1 protein-coding gene is annotated in these 318 nt (G+C 55.7%); it reads right to left on the reverse strand.

Features of this window, described 5'->3' with window-relative positions:
* Positions 1 to 117: 117 nt before the first annotated feature.
* On the reverse strand, positions 118 to 318 hold a 201-nt coding region (locus tag E0702_RS16315), incomplete at its 5' end, for a transposase (RefSeq protein WP_368816921.1).

Genomic DNA, 318 nt, shown 5'->3' on the forward strand with positions numbered 1-318 from the left:
GCTGAGAACGCGGCGCATGCGGCCTATGCCGGTATCCGTACTGTCACGCCCAAGACCCGCGACGGTATGGTTGAAGCCTTGCGGGTTCTCAAGGTCAGGGAAAACGCATGAAAGCTTTCAGACCGCGAGGATGTCAGCAAGATATGTCTCAACCAGTGCCGCTTTCTTCTGTTTCCGCCGAATTCCGCCTTTGAAAGATTTCTCTCCTTTCAGGTAATTCAGCGCAATATGCCGGACCCTGGCGAGATTTTCCGCCGCCTGTCCGCGATGGATTTTGCAGGCATCCTCACGAAGCGCCACGTCCAAGGACCAGTGAAG

Origin of the sequence: Halomonas marinisediminis (genome assembly GCF_004347715.1) — a bacterium.
Classification (GTDB): Bacteria; Pseudomonadota; Gammaproteobacteria; order Pseudomonadales; family Halomonadaceae; genus Halomonas; species Halomonas icarae.